Source organism: Microvirga makkahensis (genome assembly GCF_009830105.1).
In the GTDB taxonomy this organism is placed as follows: domain Bacteria; phylum Pseudomonadota; class Alphaproteobacteria; order Rhizobiales; family Beijerinckiaceae; genus Microvirga; species Microvirga makkahensis.
In genome coordinates this window covers 326,102-345,572 of sequence record NZ_WURB01000005.1, presented here as the reverse complement: position 1 = coordinate 345,572, position 19,471 = coordinate 326,102, and the positions used below count along the sequence as shown (strand labels likewise).

Here is a 19,471-nt window from a genome sequence, read left to right as displayed (position 1 = left end):
TTCGAGGCCGCGCTCTTTCGATGGAACGGTTATCGGTCGATCCGCACTGCCGTGGCGTCGATCACCTGGGGCCCCCGCTTGGGAGTGCCGAGGTGGTCGTGGATGATCCGCAGGTTGCGCTCGTTGGCCTTGAAGAACACGTCGAAGACGTCGCCGGCTAAGGGGATGGAGCCGATCGCCGTGTCCACCGCTACATTGCCGATCATGCGGGCGATCTTCCAGCGCGGGAGGCCGAGCTGGCGCGCCTCCCAGATGATATAGCTCGCCAAGGCGGCCGAGATGGCGTCGCCCACGCCCGGCACGAGGCCCAGAACGGCATCAAGGCCGATCCGGCGGTTCAGACCGGGAATGACGACGGCGCTGTCCATCAGCTTTGCCAGCAATGCGATGCGCGCGAGGGAATCCTCCCGGCTCGGGCCGGCAGCTTTGATGGCTTCGAAAATGTCGCTACGGACAGCAGGCATTCCAGTCTCCGATTGCCGATGTTACGGCTCGCAACATGATATGAGTATCGCAAATCGGCCCTGCAAGACCCCCCAGAAATGCAATACGCAACATTGGTGCGCAAAATTTTATCGAGGCTAAAAGTCTTTCAAAATAAGCGTTTCATCAGCCAATAATCCTTTTGGGCAGACTAAATTCCCCTGCTTGCCCTTGCCTCTCCCAAGCTGCTGCATAGGTACCTTCCCTCAAGCGGCCGCCGCACCCGCCAGTATACTGGCCAATAACGATGACTGCCGTTGGGAGGACCATCCATCGGCGTTCCCTGAAGTGGGGGCTCAGAACGGGGAGAACCCGATGAGCACCGAAGTGAAAACTCGTCGCGCACCTTGGCTCGTCTTCGTGACCGGCGCTTGCCTAGCAGCCTTTCTGCCGCATCCGGCAGATGCACAAAACCTCCATCCGGAGCCCAGCGGAATCGTCATTCCACTCCCTCTCTCGAATGCCCCCGCCGCATCCGCGGGCGTCCGGCGATCCAAAGCGCCTCCCAGGTCGAAAGCTCGTTCCAAGGCCGTTCCCAAGGTCGAGTATGCGAGCCTGCCGTCGCATGACCGGAACAGCGATCCAGCGAGTACCGGCAGCTTGCCGGAGGCCGGCACGCTCGGAAAGCACGCTCCCCCTGGCTTTGCCTCTTTGGTCTCGCGGGGCACGATCAAGCTGCGCGCCACCGCCCCCACCCGGTGCCTGCCGGGCAACCTTCTGGCCGTGCTTGCCGATCTCGCCGTCAAATTCGGCCCCGTCAGCATCGAATCCACCCACCGGGGCAAGAACCGAAACCGGCGGGCGGGCGGCGCACGCCGCTCTCTCCACCTGTCATGCCGCGCCATCGATTTCAGGGTGAAAGGGCGCACCCGTGGCATCATGGCTTACCTGAGCGCGCGACCGGAGGTCGGCGGGCTCAAGAGATATCGCAATGGGATCATCCATATCGACAACGGCGAGCGCCGCTCCTGGTGAGCGCAGGCTCCAAAGCAGGCGAGAGGGGCATCTCATGGGTTGCACCCACTCTCGTCTGCTTTGGTAGGGCTGGAGGCTCCGGCGCGAATGTAGGACATTGGGCTCATGCTCGAGAACTTCACGCATCGCCGGATCGAAACCTCCGAGGCCGTCATCAATCTCCGCCATGCAGGCAATGGCCCACCCGTTCTGCTGTTGCACGGGCACCCGCAAACACATGCCATGTGGCACCGCGTCGCTCCCCGCCTCGCAGAGGATTACACGGTGGTCTGCGCGGATCTGCGCGGCTATGGCGACAGCTCCAAGCCGCCGACGACGTCGGATCACGAACCCTATTCGAAACGCGCCATGGCGCGGGACATGGTCGAGGTTATGCGATCCCTCGGTTTCGAGCGTTTTGCCGTGGTCGGTCACGACCGCGGCGGGCGGTGCGCCTATCGGATGGCGCTCGATCACCCGACGCGGATCATGGCCCTGTCCGTTCTCGACATCCTGCCGACCTACGAGCACTTCCGGCGCACCGACATGGCATTCGCCATGGGCTACTGGCACTGGTTCTTCCTCGCGCAGCCGCACCCCATTCCCGAAACCCTGATCTCGGCGGATCCCGACACGTTCTACCTGCGGCGCGGGCGCGATCTGTTCGACGCAGAAGCGCTTTCAGAATACCGGCGCTGCTACTCCGATCCGCGCACGATCAACGCCATGTGCGAGGATTACCGTGCGGGTGCGACCATCGACATGCGCCTCGACGAAGCCGACCTGAAGGCCGGACGGCGCATCACCTGCCCCGTCCTGGCGCTCTGGGGGCTGCGGAACGGCCTCGAACGCTGGTACGATGTTCCGGCCGTTTGGCGCGACTGGGCGGATCACGTCGAGGGCCAAGGGATCGATTGCGGTCACTATATCGCCGAAGAGGCGCCGGAGGAGACGCTCTCCGCTCTCCAGCCTTTCCTCGTGAAAGCGTTCGACGCGGATCGATCACATGCGTCCGACACGCAACGATAAGGGAAAACGGATCACACGCCGGCGCTGCGGCTCCCCCCACTGCGCCAGCAATTCGCGCCGGAACTGCCCGAGAGGCTCACGTCCCTGCGCCTTCTCAAGCCCGCGAACGGCCGACCACGTATCGACATAGCCCATGAGATCGGTGGCCTGCCATTGCACCTCGATGGCCAGCGGCGGCGCATCCCATTCCTCGAACGGAAAAGCGAAGGAGCGATAACCCTCCTCCACGTGGCGGCGTTCCGGAGGCCAATAAGCGCCGACGATATTCTTGTAAAAGTGCTGAATGACCGGGTTGATCTCAGGATCGGCCTGGATCACGCCGTAGGTAATGAGCGACAGCACCGCGCCCGGTTTTCCGACCCGACGCGCCTCCTCATAGAACGCATCCAGATCGAACCAATGCGCCGCCTGCGCCGCCGTGATCAGATCGACCGAACCCGCGGCAAGGCCGCTCTGCTCAGCTGGCGCAACACGGTATTCCACGTGCTCATGGGCTTGGGCCTTTCCGATCTGCTCCGCACTCGCATCGGTGGCGATCACCCGGCCGAAGCGCTCAGCCAGCAGCACCGAGAGCTGCCCCGTTCCGCAGCCGACATCGAGCGCCAAGTCCGCATGCCCGCAAAGCCCGGCGAGATAATCGACGAGCGCACGGGGATATGTCGGGCGATAAGTCGCGTAGTCGCTCGACTTCGCCGAGAAGTGATCCTTGAACGTCATGTCTACGCCCCGGAGAACGGAGCGATGGCGATGCCGTTGGCTTCGAGCTTTGCCCTGACGGTGCGCGCCATGGCGACGGCGCTCGGCTCGTCACCGTGCACGCAGATCGTATCGATCTCGATGGGGATGCGTTTTCCCGATGTCGAGACGACAGTCCCTTCCTGCAACGTGCGCAGCACGCGCTCTGCCGCTGCGTCCGCATCGTGCAGAACGGAGCCGGGCTTCTTGCGGCTGGTCAGAGAGCCATCGTCCTCATAGGTGCGATCGGCGAAAAACTCCCGCACTACCGGAATACCGACGGCTTCCGATGCCTTCTCCATCAGAAGTCCCGGAATGCACACGTTGATGAGGCTTGCATCGACCCCCTTGACGGCGCGGGCGATGGCAAGCGCCAGACTCTCATCCTCGTTCGCCATGTTGTTGAGCGCGCCGTGGACCTTCACATAAGTGACCTTGTGCCCGGCCAGCGCGGCAACGGCCTGCATCGCACCGATCTGGTAGGCGATCATGCGCTCGATCTCGGCAGGAGAATCGCCGCGGATCATGCGCCTGCCGAAGCCGTGCAGATCGTTGAAACCAGGATGCGCGCCGATCGCCACGCCTTTGCGCTTGGCTATCTCCGCCGTGCGGAACATGGTGGACGGATCGCCCGCATGAAAGCCGCACGCGATATTCGCCGAGGAGACGATGTCCAACATCGCCTCGTCGTCGCCCATCGACCAAGCCCCGAAACTTTCGCCCATATCGCTGTTCAGATCGACCTTCATTGTCCTCACACCACAACTGGTTGCGCGTTTTGCATACCCACATGGAACACCCGCTTGTAACGCTCGACCTCGCCCTCCGGCCCCAACGCCTTCGTCGGGTTGTCCGAGAGTTTCACGGTTGGGCGGCCATCAGCGGAAACGACCTTGCAGACGATGGAAATGGGATCGAGCCCGCCCTCCGGAACGAACCCGCGGAAATCGTTCGTGAGCAGCGTGCCCCAGCCGTAACCTATGCGCATGCGACCCCGGAAATGCCCGTGAATGCGTTCGATCACATCGACGTCGAGTCCGTCGGAGAAGATGGCTAGTTTCTCGCGCGGGTTCTGTCCCCGCTGCCGCCACCATTCGATCGCCTCCTCGCCTCCCTCGATGGGATCCTTGGAGTCGATGCGGATGCCGGTCCAGGAGGATACCCAATCGGGGGCATTCCGGAGGAAGTTCGTCGTGCCGTAGGTATCGGGCAGGATGACGCGCAGATTCCCCTCGTAATCCTCCTGCCAATCGACGAGCACATGATAGGGAGCCTTCGCCAGTTCTTCGTCGCTGTTCGTCAGGGCGGCATAGACCATGGGAAGCTCGTGAGCATTGGTCCCCACCGCCTCCACCTCGCGGCGCATGGCGATCAGGCAGTTCGACGTGCCCAGGAAGGACGGCCCCAAGCCTTCGCTCATGGCCTGCACGCACCAATCCTGCCAGAGAAAACCGTGACGGCGGCGTGTACCGAAATCCGAGATCGAGAGATCCGGCAGCTTTCTCAGACGCTCGATCTTCTCCCAGACGCGCGTCATGGCACGGGCATAGAGCACCTGCAACTCGAACTTGCCCATCCCCCTCAAGACCCCGCGTGAGCGCAGTTCGTTGAGGATGGCGAGCGCCGGGATCTCCCACATGGTGGTTTCGATCCACGGTCCATGAAAGGTGAGCACGTACTGACCATCCTCCTTTTCCAGGAGGTATTCCGGAAAACGGAAAGTCTCGAGCCAGTCCATAAACTCCGGCGAGAACATCTGCCGCTTTCCGTAAAAGGTATTGCCGCGAAGCCAGGTGGACTCGCCACGCGTCAGGCAGAGGGTCCGCACGTGGTCAAGCTGCTCACGCAGCTCACCTGCATCGATGATGTCGGCCAGGCGGATCCGGGTGGTGCGATTATGGATACCGAAAGTCACCCGCACGTCCCGATGGCGGCGAAAGATCGTCTGCGCCATCAGGAGTTTGTAAAAGTCCGTGTCAAGGACCGACCGAACGATCGGGTCGATCTTCCAGGTGTGATTGTAGACCCTGGTCGCGATGTCCACCATCGCCTGCTCCTAGCCATTTCGGGAGGCTGGACAATAGCGAAGGCTTCTAGCCGATGAAAGGGTGACGTGCGGCATTCCCCGGTCTCACGGCGGCAGCACGTCAATCTCAATCGACGAGTAATAGGCCGCCATGTCGGCCAAATCCTGGTCCGAGAGATCTTTCGTAACGATATTCATGCTCTCGTTCTTACGGGTTCCGGACTTGTACTCCATCAGCGCCTTTACGAGGTAGCCCTCGATCTGCCCTGCGAGATTGGGCGCTTCGGGGTTCTTCGAAAGCCCGTCCAGCCCGTGACAGGCTTGGCAAGCGGTGATCTTCTGGCGCCCTGCCCTGGCATCGGCCGCTTCCACGGCGCTCGGCGCGAGGCAACTCAGAAAAGCCCCGAGCAGAGCCAGGGCATCGGTCGATTTCATGATCCTGCCTTTCGGAAGAACGGGCGCGTCCTCGAACGCGCCCGTGCGGGCCGACTTATTGGCCCTCGTAGGAGATGCGATAGATTGCACCGGCCGTGTCGTCGGAGACCAGGAGCGAGCCGTCGAGCAGCGTGGCGACATCCACCGGGCGGCCGAGATACTCGCCATTCTCGTTGAGCCAGCCCTCGGCGAAGACCTGGGGCTTGTCTGCCGTGCCGTCGGGCTTGAGAGGCGTGAACATCACCCTTGCGCCTACCGGCTTCGTTCGGTTCCAGGACCCGTGTTGCGCGGAGAAAATGCCCCCATGATACGATCGGGGGAACATATTGCCGGCATAGAATGTGAGACCGAGATCGGCGGCATGCGCTGCCATTTCCGCTTGCGGCGCCACACTGCCTGCGGGGACCTGGTCATCCTTGTACTCGACGGTGCGAACCATGCCGCCGCCGTAATACGGAAAGCCGAAGTTCTGGCCCATCTGAACCGCACGGTTCAACTCGCCGGGGGGCTGGTCGTCACCCATGCCATCCACCTGATTGTCGGTGAACCAAAGGGATTTGTCAGCTGGATTGAATTCGATTCCAACCGAGTTGCGGATCCCTGTAGCGTAGACCTCCCGGTTCTTGCCGTCCTGATCCATGCGGACGATGCCGCCGATGCCGGTTTTCCGATAAAGCTCCATCTTCTCCTTCGCCGGGACGTTGAAGGGCTGGCCGAGAGCGATATAGAGCTTGTTGTCGGGCCCCACCCGGCAGACGCGGGCCGTGTGATTGTAGCTTTCCTCGGCTGGCGGAATCAGTTCGCCCTGCTTGACCACCTGGAAGGCGGCGACATCAGGCCCCTCATAGAAGAACTCGGCCGCAGGGAATTGCAGCACCCGGTTCTGCTCGACGACGTAGAGCATGCCGTCACGAGAGAAGCAGACGCCGTTGGGGATCTTGAACTGCACGGAGGGGGCAAACTGCTTCACCTCGTCCGCCACGCGGTCCTTGTCGCGATCCGTCACCACATAAACGTTACTCTTGCGCGTCCCGACGAACACGACTCCGGTCGAAGGTCCCACCGCCATGTGGCGCGCGTCCGGCACGATGGCATAAAGATCGATCTTGAAACCTGCCGGCAACTTGATCTTCTCAAGATTCCTGCGGATCGCATCGGCGCGCCGGCCTTCTTGAGGAATAGGCTTCGGCTCTTCCGTTCCGGTGCTCTGGAACGACGAAAGCTTCTCGAGATTACTGGTCGGCGGCTGGGCTGCAGGTTGAGCGAAACTCGAAGACGCCAACGCAACAGTGGAAACGGCGGCAAGCCAGACGGATTTCATCCTTCCCTCCCTGGGAGCGCCCCCTTTGCTGTATTCGTTCTTGTCGATCTTCGGATTGGCTCCGAGTTGCTTTGTTTTATTGCCGTTGATTATACTCAAGCTGGCGCTCGAAAGAAAGAAGCAAACGGCGGGAACGAAAAAGGGCCGCTGAACGGCCCTTCCTGCTTGCGATCCTGCTGAGCAGATCAGCTCAGGTTCACTTTCGCCTGATCGCCCGGGTTGGGCTGCTGGCCGGTCAATGCGGCCTTCGCATATCCATAGAGGTGGACGATCGTGGAGGATGGGCTATCCCAGTATTCGCCTTTCGAGGGATGCACGCGGATCAGGGCGATCTGCGGATCGTCCTTGCCTTCCGGGAACCAAGCCCGCAGCGGCTCCGACCATTTCTCCTCGATCTTGGCCCTGTCGCGCACGATCTCGGCCTTCCCGGAAACGGACACATAGGTCTGGCTGCCAGGATCGCTGAAGCCCAAATTGACTTCATTGTCGCGGGACACTTCCGTCATCTTAGGGGATTGGATTTGGGTAAAGAACCAGAGATCGCCATGCTCGTCGACCTCCTGGCTGTACATGGGGCGACTGTGCAGCGTGCCGTCCGTGTCAACGGTGGTCATCATGGCGATCTTCACATCCTTGATCAGCTCGTAGAGCTTTTTGGCGTTCGGATCGTTATGGCCGTGTTGATGCATCATCCTCTCCTGATATCCACTGCATCGTCTCTGGTCGGCGATGCGCAAGCGCAGCTCTTCGGCAGGCCGGCTCAGCCGCGAGGGATCAACTGAACAACGGGCAGGGCGAGTTTTGGTTCGGTTATCGCTAATGACAGTCGGCCGACGCCTTAACGGATGGGGCTCAAGCCTATACATGAGGTTCAACAGTTTATTGAATCGCAGTTCAGGAGCCTCCATCGTGACGATTACCCGTGAACATGTGTTGCAGGCGCTCTCGGCCATACGGGTCGATGCGGGAGGAACCGATCTCGTCGCTTCGGGACGCCTCTCGGACGTTCACATCGACGATGCAGGGCGGGTGATGTTCTCGATCGCCATCGACCCGTCCGAAGCCCAGGAAATGGAACGGGTCCGCCAGGCCGCAGCCGCAGCCGTTCAGGGGCTGCCCGGCGTGAAGGGGGTTTTCGCGAGCCTCACCGCCGACCGGCCGGCCGGCACGAGGGCGCCGTCCCCACCCCCGGCCGCCGCGCAGCGCCCGCGGGCCGCCGCGCAGGCTGGGAATCAACGTATCCCGGGCGTGAAGCACGTGATCGCCGTAGCCTCCGGCAAGGGCGGGGTGGGCAAGTCGACGACGGCCTGCAACCTCGCCCTGGCCCTCAAGGCGCTGGGCCTGAAGGTCGGCGTTCTCGATGCGGATATCTACGGCCCTTCGATGCCCAAGCTCTTTGGCATTCACGGCAAGCCGAAGCTGCTCGAAAACCGCGTTCTTGAGCCCATGGAGGCCTATGGCCTCAAGGTCATGTCCATCGGTTTTCTCGTCGAAGAGGAAGCCGCGATGATCTGGCGCGGCCCAATGGTCATGTCGGCGATCACCCAGATGCTGCGCGAGGTCGCCTGGGGCGATCTCGACGTGCTCGTGGTCGACATGCCTCCGGGAACTGGGGATGCCCAGCTCACCATGGCGCAGGCGACACCGCTCGCGGGCGCCGTCATCGTCTCCACGCCGCAGGACCTGGCGCTCATCGACGCACGGAGGGGCGTATCGATGTTCAAGCGCGTCGAGATCCCGATCCTCGGCATCATCGAGAACATGGCCACTTTCGTCTGCCCCCATTGCGGCCAGGCCTCGCACATCTTCGGGCATGGCGGCGCGCGTTCGGAGGCCGAGCGCCTGGGCGTTCCCTTCCTTGGCGAGGTTCCGCTCAACATGACCATTCGCGAGTTGTCCGATGCGGGACGCCCCGTCGCCGCAGCGGATCCGGAGGGGCCGCACGCCAGGATCTACAAGGACATGGCGCAGCAGGTCTGGACGGCATTGTCCGGCGGCGCGGCGGCACGCCCCGCACCGCGCATCGTGATCGAGTGAACCTTGCATGAGGCCTTATCCGGCGACCCTTGGTGCCATACTGGCGGGAGGCCTGGCACGGCGAATGGGCGGGGGCGACAAGGCGCTCCTGATGCTCGGGAGCCGCTCCCTACTTGCCTCCGTGGAGCAGCGCCTGACGCCGCAATGCGAGAGTGTGGTCCTCAATGCGAATGACGACCCGGCGCGGTTTTCCGAGAGCCGGCTGACCATGATCCCCGATTCCATACCGGGGCGCCCGGGCCCTCTCGCAGGCATTCTGGCCGCACTCGAATGGGCTGCCGTTCACCGTCCCTCGATCGCGTGGGTCGTCAGCACTCCAGGTGACACCCCGTTCATTCCCCACGATCTCGTTACGAGGCTCCATGCAGCGCGAGAGGCGGAGAAAAAGCCCCTCGCCTGCGCCGCCTCCGGGGCCCACAACCACTACACCATTGGCCTGTGGCCGGTCGATCTGCGTCATGACTTGCGCCATGCGCTCACAAGCGAGGGCGTGCGCCGGGTCGAAGACTGGGCAAGGGCTCACGGGCTGGCGACGGCCTCCTGGCCGACAGAGCCATTCGACCCGTTCTTCAACATCAATAGCCCGGCAGATCTGATTGCTGCGCGTGCGCTCGCGGAGCGCGCCGATACTCACCGCTAAGGCATCGGACGTGAACAATGGATCCACTTTCACGCACCAAAATGGAAATTTTGTACGGCGAGCAGGCAGGACGGGAGGATTTCGGTGATTGAACTGGATCTATCCGGCTTGAAGTGCCCGCTCCCGGCGCTGCGAACCCGCAAGACGCTGCTCAGCATGAACCCAGGCGACCAACTGCGCGTGATCTGCACCGATCCTCTCGCAGGTATCGATCTGCCCAACCTCGTACGAGAACTGGGCGACGTGCTCATCGAGCAGCGTCGGGACGAGAAGCACATGATTTTCCTGATCGCCAAGGCGGTTCCGGCAACCCAATGAAAGCCCGGCTGAACGCCGGGCCTCCACTTTCGGATCTTCCTGGGTCAGGTGCTCTTGCGGAGACTGTCCTTCATGCCGCCGATGGTGTTCTGGACACGGCCCTCGGCCCTGTCCATCTTGCCCTCTGTTTCCATCTTGGAATCGCCAAGCGACTTGCCGAGACCTTCCTTCACGCGGCCCTTGATGTTCTTCATGCTGCCTTCGCTGCGATCATGATCCACGATGTTTCTCCTTTCATGCGCTCCACGAACCAACGCATCGGCCGCAAATCCGTTTCAAGCTCCACAATAAATCTGCCCTTCACCGCAAATTATGCATGGCACGCTGCTTCTATTGCTTGATATGCAAGCTCCCGATTCGCCACATCTGACCATATCATCATAATATTACTTACACTATTCTGAAGTATAAATTCGATTATTCAGTTTCCGGAGACGGGTGCCCGCTCATTGTCGAAGCGATCTTTCTTTCATTCACCCTTTCCAATGGACAAGGAGGCTTGGCGCGCTAATTCAGGGAGTCGATCTTACGTTATATCATTGACATGCGCGAGTATCCGGTGTCTCCCACTCAAAGGCCACACAAGAAGTCTTCCAGAACCACACGCCCGGCAAGCTCACGAGCCAGCAAGCAGAAGGCGTCTCGGCCATTGGACCCGGTTGCTCTCCTCGCCCACCAGATCAAAACGCCGCTTTCCACCATTTGCGCCCTTGCGCAAGGCCTCGTGCGGCGGGCGGAGCGGCTCAGCGCAAAGGAGGTTAGAAATCGCGCCGAGAGGATCTGGCGTGCCAGCCTGCGGCTCGACGAGCTGATCGAGATGGTCCTGTCCTATACCCGGTCCAGCGCGGGAGGTGTTCTTCTGAATCCGACCGAGTTCAACCCGGAAGCCCTGATCAGGCGCGCATGCCGGGAGCAGATCAGCCACGAGCCCAGCCGCCCGCTGGCCATCGATGTTCAAGGCCTCCCGAGCACCATTGTGGGCGATCCCATCCTACTGGAGCAGGCCCTCGTGATCGTGCTTTCCAACGCCATGAAATATTCACCGCCCGATCGCCCCATCGCCGTGACGGCGCGTGCGGCGCCGAATGTCATCTCGATTCAGATCGAGGACCAGGGGATTGGCATTCCCGATCTGGATCTTCCTTTCCTCATGCTGCCGTTCTTTCGGGGCCGTAACACCAAGGATTATCCCGGAACGGGGCTCGGCCTCAGCTTGGCCTGGCACATCCTGAGGCTTCATGGCGGATCACTCGGGATCGCCAGCACAGAGGGGTACGGGACCACCGTCACGCTGTCGATCCCGGAGAAGAATGTTGCGGGCGCAGTCGACGTTCTCTAGCGGATGAGGATAGCGCGAAAATCGTTGACGTTGGTCAAGGTCGGACCCGTGACGACCAGCCTGTCGAGCTGCGCGAAGACCGTATAGGCGTCGTTCTCGGCAAGATGTCCGGCGAGATCCACGCCCCGCTCATGAGCGGCGGCGAACGTGGCCTCATCGAACCATGCCCCCGCATTGTCCTCCGACCCGTCGATACCGTCCGTATCGCAGGCAATTGCCGAGAGGCCCGCATCACCGCGCAGCGCCAAGGCGAGCGACAGCAGGAATTCCGCGTTGCGCCCGCCCCGCCCGTACCCGCGAACGGTCACAGTCGTCTCCCCGCCCGACAGAAGCACGCAAGGCGCGCCAACAGGCTCGCCGTGCCGCTTCACCGAGCGCGCGATGCCCGCCATCACGCGCCCGGCCTCCCGCGCCTCGCCTTCGATGGCATCACCCAGGATCAGCGGCATCAGGCCGAACTCCCGCGCCTTGGAGGCGGCTGCGTCGAGCGCCATCTTGGGCGTCGCCAGCATGTGCACGGCGCCACCCACGACCGAACCCCCGACGACATTCGCCTGAATGGCCGTCGCTATATGGGGAGGTACATCGATATCGTATCTGCGGAGGATGGACAGAACCGATCGAGGATCGACCCGCTCCGGAATCGTCGGGCCGGAGCCGATGCTGGAAGGGTCGTCCCCCGGCACGTCGGAAATGAGATAAGTGACGAGCTGCGCCGGGGCGACCGCCGCCGCGAGCCGTCCGCCTTTGATGGCAGAGAGCGATTTGCGGGCGAGGTTCATCTCCCCGATCGGCGCCCCGGATTTCAGCAGCGTTCGATTCAGCGCCTGCTTGTCCGCCAGGGTGACGCCTTCGGCTGGCAACGAAAGGAGCGCCGACGCTCCACCGGAGATCAGGCACACGACGAGATCGTCGGGACCCGCCTCATGAGCCAGCGCGAGAATGCGCCGGGCGGCATTCAGACCGGCCTCGTCGGGAACCGGGTGGGCGGCCTCGACGATCTCGATGGAGCGGGTGGGCACCGCATGACCATAGCGCGTGACAACCAACCCCTCGCAGGCGCCGCCCGCTGGCATCCAGGCCCTCTCGAAAGCGGCCGCCATGCGGGCGGATGCTTTTCCGGCTCCAAGTACGATTGTTCTGCCCTTTGGCCGCGACGGCAAACATCCCTCGAACTTTCCGTCCGGGAGGGCCGCCTCCAGGGCCGCGTCGAACAAGGCCCGCAGGATCAGGGCATCGTCTGTCATGCCGACACCTTACTTGAGATATGGCGGCCGTGAAGAGCTGAGAGTCGGCCCGCGGCCATCAGGCCTCCGCCGGGACGGATCTGTCCCGGGCAAGATGCAGGGACACATTGCTGGCCTCAATCCTGGCGACCAGGGCAGGATCCGGAGGGCGGTCCGTGACGATGTCCGATAATTCCGCCAAGGGGCAGACAAGCTCGAGATGACGTCTGTTGAATTTCGATCCGTCGAGGAGAAGGACCTTGCGCTCGGCTCGCCCGATCATCGTGCGCTTCACCCAGCAAGCCTGCGTTTCCACGTCGTTCGGCCCCTCGAGGGTGAGTCCGCTGGCACCGATGAAAGCGATGTCCGCGTTGAAGCGCTGGAGGAAGGCGCAGGTTTCGGAGCCGTAGACGCCGCGCTCGTGGGAAGAGAATTCCCCCGGGCAAAACAGGACCCGCACATGATGCTGCGTCACCAGGGTGTTGGCGACGGCGAAGCAGTTGGTAATAACCGTGATCCTCACGGCGGTCTCGGCGAGAACATGGGCGAAACGCGCCGTCGTGGAGCCGGAATCGATCATGATCACGTCGCCCGGTTTCACCAGCCCGGCGGCGGCTCGAGCGATCACCTCGCGCTCTTCCACGGCGAGAGTGTTCCGGTCCTGGAAGACGGGCTGGAGCCCGAGCTGCCGCCCGGCCGCTCCTCCATAGGTGCGGCTGACAAGACCTCGCTGGGTCAGCTCCTCGATGTCGCGCCGGACCGTCTCCGCCGAAACGCCGAGTCTGCGAGCGAGGTCCGACGTTCGCACAGCCGGGCTCAAGCCCAGCTCAGCCACGATCAGACGCTGACGCGCGGCTTTCTTGCCTTCATAGAAGGTCACGGCGGGGGTCTCCGGTTCAAGGTCAGGAATATCGTAACCCCGTCAAAAGTGTTGGGACATCCCACATTAGTATGCTTGATCCTCCAAATTTTGTTATCTAGGCTTCTATCAAGGTCTGAAATGCCGTTAAGGAAACGCCTGCGAATGCATGTGACTGGTCTACGCTCCCCCCGCTCCGACACACGTGGAGCGGCGGCATGATTCCTCTTTCTCAGCTTCCGGTGGAAGAGGCGCGTTCCGTGCGCATCATCCTCTCCGACATCGACGACACCATCACGACGGAGGGTGTGCTGACAGCCTCCGCCTATACGGCGCTGGAAAGACTGCAGCGAGCCGGCTTCCTTGTGATCCCCGTGACGGGGCGCCCCGCCGGATGGTGCGATCACATCGCCCGCATGTGGCCGGTGGATGCCGTCGTCGGAGAGAATGGCGCCTTCTATTTCCGCTACGATCGCCAGCGGAAGAAGATGGAGCAGCATTTCTGGGCCACGCCGGAAGAGCTGAGGCAGAACCGCGCCAGGCTCGATGCCATCGAGAAGGAGGTCCTTTCCTCCGTTCCCGGATCGGCGCTCGCCAGCGACCAGTCCTACCGGCTGGCCGACCTCGCCATCGACTTCTGCGAGGACGTCCCGCCCCTGCCCGAGGCGGAGGTCGACAGGATTGTGGCCATCTTCGAGCGCCACGGCGCGCAGGCGAAGGTCAGCTCCATTCATGTGAACGGATGGTTCGGGGACTACAACAAGCTCAGCATGGCCAAGACCCTCCTGGGCGATGTGTTCGGCCTGGACTGGGAGCAGGCACGAAATTCCGTCGTCTATGCGGGCGACTCGCCGAACGACGAGCCCATGTTCGCCGCCTTTCCGCTCAGTGTCGGCGTCGCCAACATTCACGATTTCGAGCACCGGCTGAAACACAGGCCGGCTTATGTCGCCAAGGGGCATTCAGGAGACGGTTTCGCCGAACTGGCCGAACTTCTCCTTGCCGCCAGAGGCTAACAGCTTTCTACTTCAGGCCTCAGGGATTACGCCGATGTCCGAGATTGTCGTCAACGCAGTATCGAAAACATGGGGCGGCGTCGGTGGCGTCAATCGCATCAGCTTCAAGGCCGATGCGGGAACGCTCCTGGTTCTGCTCGGCCCCTCGGGCTGCGGCAAGTCGACGACCCTGCGCCTGATCGCAGGGCTGGAGGAGGTCGATTCCGGCACCATCACCATCGGCGGCCGGGATGTGACCCATCTCTCGCCTGCACAGCGTAATATCTCGATGGTGTTCCAGTCCTATGCGCTGTTCCCTCACCTGAACGTGGCGGAGAACATCATCTTCGGCCTGCGCGTGCGCGGAGTCGGACGGGCGGAACGCGACGCACGCCTCAGGAAGGTGGCGGACATCGTAGGCCTGAGCCATCTGCTCGAGCGCAAGCCGTCCCAGCTCTCGGGTGGCCAGCGCCAGCGCGTGGCTCTGGGTCGGGCCATTATTGCGGAAGCCCCCGTCTGCCTGATGGACGAGCCGCTGTCGAATCTCGACGCCAAGCTTCGCCACGAGATGCGCACGGAAATCCGCAGCCTTCAGCAGCGGCTCGGCATGACCATGGTCTATGTCACCCACGATCAGACCGAGGCCATGACCATGGCCGACCGGGTGATCCTGATGCGCGACGGACATATCGAGCAGAACGGCGCCCCGCACGAGCTTTACAACGAGCCTGCGAGCGATTTCACCGCCCGCTTCATCGGCACGCCGCCCATGAACATCATCTCCTGGGAGGCCGGCGCCGTCCTAGGCATCCGGCCGGAGCATATTTCCCTTGTGGAGAACGGCGGTGTTCCGGCAACGGTCAAGGCGGTGGAGTATCTGGGCGCCGACAGCATCATCCTCTGTGACGTGAAGGGCGAGACCGTCTCCGTCCGCCAGACCGGCTATTGTGACCTGCCGACCGGTGCACAAGTGGCTCTCGGATGGCAAAACCGTCACATACATCTGTTTGACAGGGACAGCGGAAAGCGTCGGGCGGGCAGCCATCTGCCCCACCGAGGCTTTCCTCTGAATGAGCGCCAGTAGCCGAGGCCGCTGGCGCGTGCTTCTAAACCCGGAAAGGGGAGGACAATGAAGTTCAAGACGAAAGCCCTGCTCACCGCAGGCCTCATGACCGTGGCGAGCCTAAGCGCCAGCGTCGCTCAAGCCGTCGACCTGACGATGTACTATCCCGTCGCCGTCGGCGGGCCGGTCACGAAGGTCATCGACGACATGGTTCAGAGGTTCCAGAATGAGAACCCGGACATCAAGGTGGAAGCCGTCTATGCTGGCAACTACACAGACACGATGACCAAGGCCATGACCGCCATGAAGGGTGGCCAGCCTCCGCAGCTCTCGGTTCTGTTCTCCACCGATCTCTTCACGCTCATGGACGAGAAGGCGATCGTGCCGATCGACGAGATTCCCGGCGCCGACAAGGAATGGCTGAACAGCTTCTATCCGGCTTTCATGGAAAACGGCCGCGCTGAAGGTAAGACCTGGAGCGTTCCGTTCCAGCGCTCTACCATCGTCCTCTACTACAACAAGGACGCTTTCAAGGAAGCGGGCCTTGATCCGGAGAAGCCGCCGGCAACCTGGGCAGAAATGGTCGAGGTGTCGAAGAAGCTCGTAAAGAAGGACGCCTCCGGCAACGTGACCCGCTGGGGCGTGGAAATTCCCTCCACGGGCTACGGCTACTGGATGCTCCAGGCGCTGGCCATCCAGAACGGTCAGAAGCTCATGAACGAGGCCGGCAACCAGGTCTCCTTCAACGCGCCCAAGACCGTTGAGGCCCTGCAGTACTGGGTCGATCTCGCAGCGAAGGAAGGTGTGATGCCGAAGGGCGCCGTGGAGTGGGGCACCCTGCGCACGGACTTCCTGGAGGGCAAGACGGCCATGATGTGGCACACCACCGGCAACCTGACGGCGGTGAAGGAAGGAGCGAAGTTCAATTTCGGCGTCGCCATGCTTCCGGCCAAGGAGCGCCGCGGCTCTCCGACCGGCGGCGGCAACTTCTATGTGTTCAAGAGCGCGACTCCCGAGCAGCAGCAGGCTGCCGTGAAGTTCATCCGCTGGATGACTGCTCCCGAACGCGCCGCCGAGTGGAGCATCAAGACCGGCTATGTGGCGGTGACGCCCGCCGCCTACGAGACCGACGTTATGAAGAACTACGTCAAGGAGTTCCCGCAGGCCGTCGTGGCGCGCGATCAGCTGGAACATGCCGTGGCAGAACTGTCGGTGCATGACAACGGACGCATCTACAAGATTGTCAACGATGCGGTGCAGGCGGCCGTCACCAGCACACAGACGCCCCAGGAAGCTCTCGACAGCGCTCAGAAGCAGTCCGAGCGCGTCCTCAGCCGCTACAAGTAACGGGCCACACGGTAAACAGGCCTCACGTGCTGCGGCGGGTTCTCGCCGCAGCACATTTTTCGGTTTCGCAGGAGAAAGCGATGGTATCCGCCGTCATGAGTGCCGCAGAGCCCAGGGCTGTCAGACGCAGGGCGTGGCTGACGAACGCGAACGCCTGGCTGCTCCTGCTGCCGGCTGTCGTTCTCCTGGCGACCTTTACCCATTATCCGATTCTGGCGACGCTCTATCACAGTTTCTTCTCCCTGAGCCGGGGCGGCGCCTCCGAATTCGTCGGCCTGGAAAACTATACCTACATGCTGGAGGACGATGTCTTCTGGCAGGTGCTGCGCAACAACATCGTGTTCGCGATCGCCACCGTTCCGACCAGCATCGCGCTCGCGCTCCTGATGGCCGTGTGGGTGGACAAGAAAATGGCGGGCCGATCCTTCCTGCGTCTTGCCTTCTTCACGCCGACCGTCCTTCCGATGATCGCGGTGGCGAATATCTGGCTGTTCTTCTACACGCCGAATTATGGCCTGCTCGACCAGTTCTTGAAGAGCCTCGGCTTTGCCGGCCACAACTGGCTGGGGGATCCGTCCACCGTCATGAGCTGCCTTGCCGCCATGGTAGTCTGGAAGGAAGCAGGCTTCTTCATGATCTTCTATCTCGCGGCTCTGCAGACCATTCCGCCCGAGCTGAAGGAGGCCGCCGAGGTCGAGGGAGCCAGCCGATGGTACTTCTTCCGCCGCGTGACGCTGCCGCTCCTGATGCCGACCACCCTGTTTATCTCGATCAACGCGCTCATCAATTCCTTCAAGCTCGTCGATCAGCTCGTCATCATGACCAAGGGCGGACCGAACAACGCGAGCTCGCTTCTGCTCTACTACATCTACGAAGTCGCCTTCACCTTCCAGGACACCGCCTTCGCCGCTACGCTGACGGTGACGCTGATCGCGATCCTCGCTGCTGTCGCTCTCACCAAGTTCGTCTATCTCGACCGCAGGATTCACTACCAATGAGACAACAAGGCCATTCGGTCGAAACCATTGCTGCGTGGGCTCTCGCTCTCCTGTGGCTGCTGCCGGTAGCCTATAGCCTGTGGAGCGCGTTCCATCCCTCGGAATACGCCACGCGCTTCGATCTCACAGCCCCGCTGACGCTGGACAATTTCGCTCGCGCGTGGAATCAGGCGCCCTTTGCGCGGTATTATCTCAACACCGTGACGCTGGTGACCATGGTGCTCGCCGGCCAGTTGGTCGTTGCCACGCTGGCGGCCTATGCCTTCGCGCGCTTCCGCTTCTTCGGGCGCGACGTCCTGTTCGCCCTGGTACTGGTGCAGCTCATGATCATGCCGGACGTGCTGATCGTGGAGAACTACCGCGTGATCAGCGCGCTCAGTCTGCTCGACACGATCCCGGCCATCGCCCTGCCCTACATTGCCTCGGCCTTCGGCATCTTCCTGCTGCGCCAGACCTTCAAGAGCGTACCGAACGAACTCGTGGAAGCAGCACGAGTGGAAGGCGCATCCTCGTTCGGCGTCCTGTGGCGGGTCTTCGTGCCGTTGGCCAAGACCACCTACATCGCCTTCGGCCTCGTATCCGTGAGCTATCACTGGAACAACTTCCTTTGGCCGCTCATCGTCACCAACTCGGTGGAGAGCCGTCCGCTCACGGTGGGCCTCGCCGTATTCGGAGCCCCTGAGACGGGCGTAGACTGGTCCGTCATTACGGCGGCCACCGTGATGACCATGGGACCGCTCCTCCTGGCCTTTCTTCTGTTCCAGCGTCAGTTCGTCCAATCCTTCATGCGCGCAGGCATCCGCTGATGAAGCTCGTGACATGGAACATCCAGTGGGGCCTTGGCTGCGACGGCAAGGTCGATCTCCACCGCATCGTCGAGACCGCGAAGGCGCTGAGTGATGCGGACGTGTTCTGCTTCCAGGAGGTCTCGCACGGTTTCGCGCCCCATGACGGCGGCGAGGATCAGCCCGCGATCCTTGCCTCGCTCCTGCCCGGCTACACGCCCGTGTTCCGCCCGGCCGTGGAGCGCCGGGACGAGAAAGGCCGTCCGCAGGTCTTCGGCAACATGATCCTCTCGCGCTTGGCGGTCATGGAAGTGACAAGTCACATGCTGCCCTGGCCCGCGACCGAGTGCCGAAGCATGCAGCGTCAGGCGCTCGAGGTCGTCGTGGCAACGGGCTTCGGTCCTATCCGCGTCACGACCTGCCATCTCGAGTATCACTCGGACGAGCACCGGAAAGCCCAGGTCAAGCATATCCGCAAGCTCCACGAGGAGCATGAGAAGCGCGCCAGGCTCACCTATCGCGATCGGTCCGAAGGACCCTACCGCTCTCTCCCCGCACCCGTCGGCGCCCTCGTCTGCGGCGATTTCAACCTCGGTCCGGAGGATGCGCTCCATACGGAGATGCGCAAGCCCTTCGCGTCCGGTGTTCCGTCGTTCGTGGATGCGTGGATGATCAGACATGGCGATGCACCGCACGCGCCCACGACCGGCGTCGCGGATTTCAAGCAATGGCCGCAAGGGCCTCATTGCCGCGACTACATCTTCATGTCGGAAAATCTGGCTGACCGGATCATCGACTTGCGCGTCGACGTGGAGACGACGGCCTCCGACCATCAGCCGGTGACGCTCACCCTCCGGACCTGACGATGAAATGCCGGGCTG

General features: G+C 62.3%; 22 protein-coding genes. 12 read left to right on the top strand and 10 right to left on the bottom strand.

Annotation, left to right across the window (positions count from 1 at the left end; all coding sequences use genetic code 11):
• Nucleotides 1-29 precede the first annotated feature (29 nt).
• On the bottom strand, nt 30-464 hold the full coding sequence (locus GR328_RS10055; protein ID WP_160884374.1) for a DUF4112 domain-containing protein: 435 nt from the start codon (nt 462-464) through the stop codon (nt 30-32).
• Nucleotides 465-798: 334 nt separating this feature from the next.
• Between GR328_RS10055 and GR328_RS10050 the strand changes: the two genes are divergently transcribed.
• On the top strand, nt 799-1,458 hold the full coding sequence (locus GR328_RS10050; RefSeq protein ID WP_160884373.1) for a D-Ala-D-Ala carboxypeptidase family metallohydrolase: 660 nt from the start codon (nt 799-801) through the stop codon (nt 1,456-1,458).
• A 105-nt stretch (nt 1,459-1,563) separates the two neighbouring features.
• The gene (locus GR328_RS10045) at nt 1,564-2,466 is read left to right on the top strand and encodes an alpha/beta fold hydrolase (protein WP_160884372.1); all 903 of its coding nucleotides are present in this window, start codon (nt 1,564-1,566) and stop codon (nt 2,464-2,466) included.
• Here the strand turns inward: GR328_RS10045 and GR328_RS10040 are convergent.
• The 6 genes from GR328_RS10040 to GR328_RS10015 all read right to left on the bottom strand — a co-directional run bounded on the left by GR328_RS10040 (nt 2,440) and on the right by GR328_RS10015 (nt 7,672).
• Nucleotides 2,440-3,183, bottom strand: a complete 744-nt coding sequence (locus GR328_RS10040; RefSeq protein ID WP_160884371.1) for a class I SAM-dependent methyltransferase — start codon at nt 3,181-3,183, stop codon at nt 2,440-2,442. The two genes, GR328_RS10045 and GR328_RS10040, sit on opposite strands and share 27 nt — an antisense overlap.
• Nucleotides 3,184-3,185: 2 nt before the next feature.
• Complete coding sequence (locus tag GR328_RS10035; RefSeq protein WP_160884370.1) at nt 3,186-3,950, bottom strand: LamB/YcsF family protein; 765 nt, start codon at nt 3,948-3,950, stop codon at nt 3,186-3,188.
• 5 nt (nt 3,951-3,955) lie between these two features.
• Entirely contained in the window at nt 3,956-5,248 is a 1,293-nt protein-coding gene (gene pncB, locus GR328_RS10030; RefSeq protein ID WP_160884369.1) for a nicotinate phosphoribosyltransferase, read from the bottom strand.
• Nucleotides 5,249-5,332: 84 nt separating this feature from the next.
• Nucleotides 5,333-5,662, bottom strand: coding sequence for a c-type cytochrome (locus GR328_RS10025; protein WP_160884368.1), 330 nt, complete (start codon nt 5,660-5,662; stop codon nt 5,333-5,335).
• Between the two features lie 55 nt (nt 5,663-5,717).
• On the bottom strand, nt 5,718-6,983 hold the full coding sequence (locus tag GR328_RS10020) for a PQQ-dependent sugar dehydrogenase (RefSeq protein WP_160884367.1): 1,266 nt from the start codon (nt 6,981-6,983) through the stop codon (nt 5,718-5,720).
• A 185-nt stretch (nt 6,984-7,168) separates the two neighbouring features.
• Entirely contained in the window at nt 7,169-7,672 is a 504-nt protein-coding gene (locus GR328_RS10015; RefSeq protein WP_160884366.1) for a pyridoxamine 5'-phosphate oxidase family protein, read from the bottom strand.
• A gap of 220 nt (nt 7,673-7,892) precedes the next feature.
• Between GR328_RS10015 and GR328_RS10010 the strand changes: the two genes are divergently transcribed.
• The 3 genes from GR328_RS10010 to GR328_RS10000 all read left to right on the top strand — a co-directional run bounded on the left by GR328_RS10010 (nt 7,893) and on the right by GR328_RS10000 (nt 9,978).
• Nucleotides 7,893-9,020, top strand: a complete 1,128-nt coding sequence (locus GR328_RS10010) for a P-loop NTPase (RefSeq protein ID WP_160884365.1) — start codon at nt 7,893-7,895, stop codon at nt 9,018-9,020.
• A 7-nt stretch (nt 9,021-9,027) separates the two neighbouring features.
• Complete coding sequence (mobA, locus tag GR328_RS10005) at nt 9,028-9,660, top strand: molybdenum cofactor guanylyltransferase MobA (RefSeq protein ID WP_160884364.1); 633 nt, start codon at nt 9,028-9,030, stop codon at nt 9,658-9,660.
• 84 nt (nt 9,661-9,744) lie between these two features.
• Nucleotides 9,745-9,978 (top strand): sulfurtransferase TusA family protein, encoded by a 234-nt coding sequence (locus GR328_RS10000; protein ID WP_343039342.1) that lies wholly within the window; start codon nt 9,745-9,747, stop codon nt 9,976-9,978.
• A gap of 44 nt (nt 9,979-10,022) precedes the next feature.
• On the opposite strand, the gene GR328_RS09995 is transcribed toward GR328_RS10000, so the two are convergent.
• Entirely contained in the window at nt 10,023-10,199 is a 177-nt protein-coding gene (locus tag GR328_RS09995) for a CsbD family protein (protein WP_160884363.1), read from the bottom strand.
• 428 nt (nt 10,200-10,627) lie between these two features.
• On the opposite strand from GR328_RS09995, the gene GR328_RS09990 reads away from it, so the two are divergent.
• Complete coding sequence (locus GR328_RS09990; protein WP_160884362.1) at nt 10,628-11,317, top strand: sensor histidine kinase; 690 nt, start codon at nt 10,628-10,630, stop codon at nt 11,315-11,317.
• Here GR328_RS09990 and GR328_RS09985 read toward each other — a convergent pair.
• Together GR328_RS09985 and GR328_RS09980 are read right to left on the bottom strand one after the other, a co-directional pair.
• Nucleotides 11,314-12,564 (bottom strand): glycerate kinase type-2 family protein, encoded by a 1,251-nt coding sequence (locus GR328_RS09985; RefSeq protein ID WP_160884361.1) that lies wholly within the window; start codon nt 12,562-12,564, stop codon nt 11,314-11,316. The two genes, GR328_RS09990 and GR328_RS09985, sit on opposite strands and share 4 nt — an antisense overlap.
• Nucleotides 12,565-12,622: 58 nt before the next feature.
• Nucleotides 12,623-13,423 (bottom strand): DeoR family transcriptional regulator, encoded by an 801-nt coding sequence (locus GR328_RS09980; RefSeq protein ID WP_160884360.1) that lies wholly within the window; start codon nt 13,421-13,423, stop codon nt 12,623-12,625.
• A gap of 197 nt (nt 13,424-13,620) precedes the next feature.
• On the opposite strand from GR328_RS09980, the gene GR328_RS09975 reads away from it, so the two are divergent.
• The 6 genes from GR328_RS09975 (at nt 13,621) to GR328_RS09950 (ending at nt 19,453) form a co-directional block, all read left to right on the top strand.
• Nucleotides 13,621-14,418: an HAD family hydrolase gene (locus tag GR328_RS09975; protein ID WP_160884359.1), complete on the top strand. Its 798-nt coding sequence runs from the start codon at nt 13,621-13,623 to the stop codon at nt 14,416-14,418.
• Nucleotides 14,419-14,452: 34 nt separating this feature from the next.
• On the top strand, nt 14,453-15,481 hold the full coding sequence (locus GR328_RS09970) for an ABC transporter ATP-binding protein (RefSeq protein ID WP_160884358.1): 1,029 nt from the start codon (nt 14,453-14,455) through the stop codon (nt 15,479-15,481).
• A gap of 45 nt (nt 15,482-15,526) precedes the next feature.
• Complete coding sequence (locus GR328_RS09965; protein WP_160884357.1) at nt 15,527-16,807, top strand: ABC transporter substrate-binding protein; 1,281 nt, start codon at nt 15,527-15,529, stop codon at nt 16,805-16,807.
• A gap of 80 nt (nt 16,808-16,887) precedes the next feature.
• On the top strand, nt 16,888-17,805 hold the full coding sequence (locus GR328_RS09960; RefSeq protein ID WP_160884356.1) for a carbohydrate ABC transporter permease: 918 nt from the start codon (nt 16,888-16,890) through the stop codon (nt 17,803-17,805).
• Nucleotides 17,802-18,611 carry a carbohydrate ABC transporter permease gene (locus GR328_RS09955; RefSeq protein ID WP_160884355.1) on the top strand — a complete coding sequence of 270 codons (810 nt, stop codon included), beginning with the start codon at nt 17,802-17,804 and terminating at the stop codon, nt 18,609-18,611. The genes GR328_RS09960 and GR328_RS09955 overlap by 4 nt, the downstream gene beginning before the upstream one ends.
• Complete coding sequence (locus GR328_RS09950) at nt 18,611-19,453, top strand: endonuclease/exonuclease/phosphatase family protein (protein WP_160884354.1); 843 nt, start codon at nt 18,611-18,613, stop codon at nt 19,451-19,453. Before GR328_RS09955 ends, GR328_RS09950 begins: the two co-directional genes overlap by 1 nt.
• Nucleotides 19,454-19,471 lie beyond the last annotated feature (18 nt).

Bases quoted from the DNA above. Each gene is read 5' to 3' on its own strand.
- GR328_RS09985 (WP_160884361.1), bottom strand. From the start codon at position 12,564: ATGACAGACGATGCCCTGATCCTGCGGGCCTTGTTCGACGCGGCCCTG.
- GR328_RS10035 (WP_160884370.1), bottom strand. From the start codon at position 3,950: ATGAAGGTCGATCTGAACAGCGATATGGGCGAAAGTTTCGGGGCTTGG.
- GR328_RS10050 (WP_160884373.1), top strand. From the start codon at position 799: ATGAGCACCGAAGTGAAAACTCGTCGCGCACCTTGGCTCGTCTTCGTG.
- mobA (WP_160884364.1), top strand. From the start codon at position 9,028: ATGAGGCCTTATCCGGCGACCCTTGGTGCCATACTGGCGGGAGGCCTG.
- GR328_RS10045 (WP_160884372.1), top strand. From the start codon at position 1,564: ATGCTCGAGAACTTCACGCATCGCCGGATCGAAACCTCCGAGGCCGTC.
- GR328_RS10055 (WP_160884374.1), bottom strand. From the start codon at position 464: ATGCCTGCTGTCCGTAGCGACATTTTCGAAGCCATCAAAGCTGCCGGC.
- GR328_RS10040 (WP_160884371.1), bottom strand. From the start codon at position 3,183: ATGACGTTCAAGGATCACTTCTCGGCGAAGTCGAGCGACTACGCGACT.
- GR328_RS10025 (WP_160884368.1), bottom strand. From the start codon at position 5,662: ATGAAATCGACCGATGCCCTGGCTCTGCTCGGGGCTTTTCTGAGTTGC.
- pncB (WP_160884369.1), bottom strand. From the start codon at position 5,248: ATGGTGGACATCGCGACCAGGGTCTACAATCACACCTGGAAGATCGAC.
- GR328_RS09950 (WP_160884354.1), top strand. From the start codon at position 18,611: ATGAAGCTCGTGACATGGAACATCCAGTGGGGCCTTGGCTGCGACGGC.
- GR328_RS10015 (WP_160884366.1), bottom strand. From the start codon at position 7,672: ATGCATCAACACGGCCATAACGATCCGAACGCCAAAAAGCTCTACGAG.
- GR328_RS09965 (WP_160884357.1), top strand. From the start codon at position 15,527: ATGAAGTTCAAGACGAAAGCCCTGCTCACCGCAGGCCTCATGACCGTG.
- GR328_RS09955 (WP_160884355.1), top strand. From the start codon at position 17,802: ATGAGACAACAAGGCCATTCGGTCGAAACCATTGCTGCGTGGGCTCTC.
- GR328_RS09970 (WP_160884358.1), top strand. From the start codon at position 14,453: ATGTCCGAGATTGTCGTCAACGCAGTATCGAAAACATGGGGCGGCGTC.
- GR328_RS09960 (WP_160884356.1), top strand. From the start codon at position 16,888: ATGGTATCCGCCGTCATGAGTGCCGCAGAGCCCAGGGCTGTCAGACGC.
- GR328_RS10020 (WP_160884367.1), bottom strand. From the start codon at position 6,983: ATGAAATCCGTCTGGCTTGCCGCCGTTTCCACTGTTGCGTTGGCGTCT.
- GR328_RS09975 (WP_160884359.1), top strand. From the start codon at position 13,621: ATGATTCCTCTTTCTCAGCTTCCGGTGGAAGAGGCGCGTTCCGTGCGC.